Raw genomic sequence first — 4249 nt, forward strand, 5'->3', positions numbered from 1 at the left:
CAATTTCATCGATTTTTTCCAAAGACTTATCTGTAGAACAGTCATCCACAACGATGACCTCTAGTTTGTTTGTCGGATAGTCTTGATTGACACAATTTACAATGGTTTTTTGAATCCATTCTTCTTCATTAAAGCAAGGAATAATAATGGATACTCCAGGAGTAAAATCTTTATCAATAGGCACCGAACGATAAAAAGAAGCAAAGAAATAACGCGAAAGCAAGAAAGTAGCCGCTACAAGGCTATACGAATATAGTACTTTATTGAAATTAAAATATAGCACGCTCTCCGCCCGCATGAGCAAGATTCCCAAGCAGATAAAAAACAGGAAAAGCGAAGCCACGCTCATCATCTGCCAGTTCTTCTTCCTAGCCGCGTATTGAGCCAAGGTCTCCGCAAACTGCAAGCCGCATTGAATCGTGCCCTGGGCGTCCACATGAGAACGAATAAAATACGCTCCGACACGCACTTTCATCTCATATCCTTCCGGCATAGACCCGGGAGAAATGGCAAAATCCAACGTGATTTTTGAGGCTTGGAGAAGTTCTTGTGCAATCTGAGCCCCTTGAGCCAACGGCTTTTCCTCTGCCGTCAGCGAAAGCAACATACCGCTTGTAGAAATGTCCACTCCCTTTACAGAACAAGTCTTTTTTCTGCCTCCGGTCACGTACTGCAATTCTACATCGTAATTGACTAAATAACGGCGCCCCTTCTCTTCACGCTCAATAAGCGAAACAAAAGAAGCGTCTTTTGTTTCATCGCTTACCTGTCTGCGGTCAAAGTTCGTTCTAACCCCATCCGGATCAGGAACCTTGGACAACACCCGCCGATCCGACTTCTGTACAAGCAATATATCCTCTACCGGGGCCGCAATTGCAGCAGAAACCACAGCCGCTTTTAGCGAGGCTTTTTCTTGCAAAAAGCGTTTTCTTTGCAGCGCTTGCAAAATTTGCCTGTCCTCTTCCACCAACGCGCCTTGCGCCGCTTGCGCCGCCAAGAGTCGCTCTTCCAAGGAAGCAAGCAATGCCTGCGGTTCTTGCTCCAACCGCTCTTCTTCGCTTACAGTAGCAGCCACTAGAGACCCTACGGACTCCGCCAACGAAAGGTCTTCTCTTTTTTCGCCGGTCAGCCCTTCTTGCAATAAATCAGGCTCATCCGTAATAACCAATGCCTCAGCAACAATGTCAGCTGCCTTCTCTGCCTCTGCTGTTTGGCTTTTCGCCTCGGAAATTTTTTCAGGGCCGCGATATGGTAAACTTCCTGCCGTCCAAGTCTCCACCGCGGCCTCTGGCAACATGGCGCTTTCTTCCGCTACTGCAGCCAACAAAGTCGAAGCAGCCGCTGCTTCGGTATCAAAAGCAATGATTTTTGCCTCTGCTGCCGTTTGACCTTTCGTTGCCAAAATTTCTTGAGGACTGCGATACAGCAGGCTACCCTCTGCCCAAACCCCTGATGCGGTCCCAGGCAAAGCAGCTCTGTCTTTCTTTACTCCTGCCAAGGCTGACGAAAAATCCGCCTTTTCCGCCGCCTCTTCCGACAAGATCGTCTCCTGCTTAACAGGCGGCGAAATGAATACCGTCTCCCCGTCCGGACTGTAAGCCAAACAGTGCACAGGCCTAGAGGATGCCTTTTTTTCGCTAGCAATAAAACAAGCCGACGGCTCTAGCGCATCTGAAGCTTCTAACTCGGATTCGCCAAAATCATTCACGCCCGCAGCAGAAATATCCACTTCCTCTTTTTCTCTGACTGCAGCATCAGCCACCCAGTTTGAAATGGTCTGCACCGATTTTATAACGTCCTGGGTATCCGCCGGAGTTTTATACAACAAGCTTAGCGAGCTTTCACTGCCAGTTGTCGTTGCTAAAGTCCGCTCGCCAGACGCCTTATAAATCAAAGAGGCACGCAAGGGCGCCAAAGGCGCAAGTCCATCAGAAGCCTGAGTCCGCGCAGCGGTTCCTTCGTCTTTGAAGCCCTTGCGCACCTTACGCTCTGTAGCTGCAAAAAAGAGGAACTCGTCATCCCTATTCGCTTCATTCACAAATTCAAATGACTTGCTCATACGTCGCCCCGTTTCTATGCCCGTAGCAATGCGCACCCCGATTTACAAATACTTCATATTCCCTGTCATTTTACTACTTCTTGTCCATACCAGAGAGTTTCAGTGATTTTTTCCTGTCGATTTGTGAATATCCCGGCAACAAATAGTCAGAAAAATATCCCACTTTAAATTTTGTCGGATCCGTATCCGCCTTAGCCTCATTGGCAGTCAATAAAATATCTAGAGCCACCGGAGTGAACGCGCAGCTATCGCCCATATGCATTACTAGCACAGCGCCCTTACGCAAAACACCCTCTTTCGTATAAACCCCTTCCACCATGGAATGCACTAGCTCCTCCACCGATTGCGCCTTATAGTCATAGGTGCTGCACGAACCAGAAATAACATACTCAAAACCCTCTTCAAAAAGAGCTTCCATACCGTCACGGCTTATCGCCAGCGTAGGCGGCCGGAAATAACGGTTAAGCGCTGGCCGTCCCTGAATTACCACATCACCTACAATGGAACGAAGCTTTTGAAAAGACGTACTGTAATCTTTTTTGTATTGCTCCTTAGTCATGTTCCCCACTATACGCTGTGTTTCTTCATTGCGAAATGACATGGGCTGATGTCCATCGGAATGACTGCCAATAGTATGCCCCTGTTCGGCAATAGCGCGCAATAAATTAGGATTGTTAAGCACATTATGAGTAATCACGAAAAACGCAGCTGGAGCTTTATGTTTTTCCATCACATATAGCAGCTTACTTATAGCGGCGTCAGTACCCCAGTCATCAAATGTGATAAAAATCACATTGTCCTTTGTATGCACAAGTCCGGTCTGATCCAAGCGCCGGATGTTCGTTTTAGACAAGCCAAACATGCGGTCTTCATACGTCACTAAATCGCTCCCAATATAGCGCTGTGAAAGAAATTGCACGAAATGCTCCGGCTCATAGCCTTCTGCCTGTCCGTCTCGACGCAAGGAGTCCGGCACTCGCGACATATCAATAGGTAATTGATATCTATATTTTCTGTTTTTAAGAATATCGCCAACCGATTTAATGGCAAACTGTGAATCATTTGCAGGATTGTTCGCGGGATTATCAAATGCAGTTACATACGCAATGTTGTCAACTTTGCGCTCTTTGATCATAACAGCCAAGTCAGCCGCCAAATTAGTTTTGGTATAAAAATCCATGCGAAAATGAACAATTTGCCCTCGCGCTAAGGAAAATACGGATTTGCCGAAAATTTCCCCCATCACTTGCTCTGCTGTCTCATAATCTTTATGTTTACTTTGCACCACATTGATAGACTGACCAATAAGCAGACAGCCAACTGCCTGAACTGCTCGCTTAGTCTCCTCGGTCACTTGGCCCCAAGGCTGCTTCACTAGCTTCGTCTCAACTCCGAAACGTTCGCGTAGCATAGCTAAGCCGCGGCGAGTACTCTCTTCAGTAACACCTTGTGGTTCGTTTTCTTTGGGACGCAAAGCTAACCCCACTTCATGTCCCTTGGCGATAATTTTTTGCACCACATGCGGCTGTTTTGTCATCTCTACTTCCAGCACAAAAAACGTGCCTCGTATGCCTAGCTCGTCTAAGCGTTTCAACATGTTATCTACTGCTGTCTCATTGGCTAAGCCGCCAAAGGTATAGGCTACTGCCGGCTCTGTTGTAGTTATAAACTTCATCTCCAGAGCGCCTTCTCGCTCTGGTAAGTCCGCAGCATATGCCGTAGGCATAGCCAAAAAAGATGCTGCCCATTCTCCGACACTTTGCAACAGGCTCGCTCCCCCATTGTTACCAAGTGCTTTTACTTCTTTCTTTTTCATGAATTCTTCCACATAGGCGGTTTGATAACGAGCCTTATCCAACGCAACAAGAAGCTTCTCTACCGCTTCTGCCGTGTCATTGCTGCTTACATCCTCGTTTTTAAGCTCTTTCAAACCCGGCTGCTTATCTATAGCAGGCTTCAAATTGGTTTTCCCCGGCTCCTGGGTAAGAGGATCCACATTCGGTTTTAACTTAACAGAAATAATATTTCCAGGCTTGACTGCGCCCACAAAAGCATTAGCATTAGGAGACGCTTTAATTTGTTTAACATCCAAAAACAGATCACTGCGCACAACGCCCTCAAATCCACAGGCTCTGGCCACACGTCGTACATCTTCCGTATATTTTGTATCATTACACTTTAATAAAAAAG

General features: G+C 46.8%; 2 protein-coding genes. Both read right to left on the reverse strand.

Translation table 11 applies throughout. The features are described 5' to 3' along the window. A partial coding sequence (locus PHF27_RS13540; RefSeq protein ID WP_300071171.1) for a glycosyltransferase occupies nt 1–2059 on the reverse strand: 2059 nt, incomplete at its 3' end. Nucleotides 2060–2132: 73 nt separating this feature from the next. Continuing rightward, on the reverse strand, nt 2133–4249 hold a 2117-nt coding region (locus PHF27_RS13545; RefSeq protein WP_300071174.1), incomplete at its 5' end, for a polysaccharide deacetylase family protein.

Source organism: Anaeromusa sp. (assembly GCF_028691475.1).
In the GTDB taxonomy this organism is placed as follows: domain Bacteria; phylum Bacillota; class Negativicutes; order Anaeromusales; family Anaeromusaceae; genus Anaeromusa.